1 protein-coding gene is annotated in these 270 nt (G+C 57.8%); it reads right to left on the minus strand.

Annotated elements, in window-relative coordinates; all coding sequences use genetic code 11:
* A partial coding sequence (locus Q4528_RS13990) for a PhnE/PtxC family ABC transporter permease (RefSeq protein ID WP_368506719.1) occupies positions 1 to 270 on the minus strand: 270 nt, incomplete at both ends.

Consider the following 270-nt stretch of genomic DNA (forward strand, 5'->3'; position numbering starts at 1 on the left):
GGTCAACCGGTCGCGATAGCGGCTGGACAATTGGTCGATCAACATGATGGTAGCGAACAACAAAATGAAAATCGCCGCTGCCTCGTCGTATTTGCCCTGCCCCCAGGACATGGCGTTCTTCAGCTCATAGCCAATGCCGCCGGCCCCGACAACACCAAGGATCGCAGAAGCGCGAATGTTGATTTCGAACCGCAGCAGCGCATAACTGAGATAGTTTGGTGCCACTTGCGGGATCACGCCCAGCACCATGCGCTGGGTCCAGGTCGCCCC

The sequence above is a fragment of the Staphylococcus pasteuri genome, assembly GCF_030547725.1.
Lineage (GTDB): Bacteria > Bacillota > Bacilli > Staphylococcales > Staphylococcaceae > Staphylococcus > Staphylococcus pasteuri.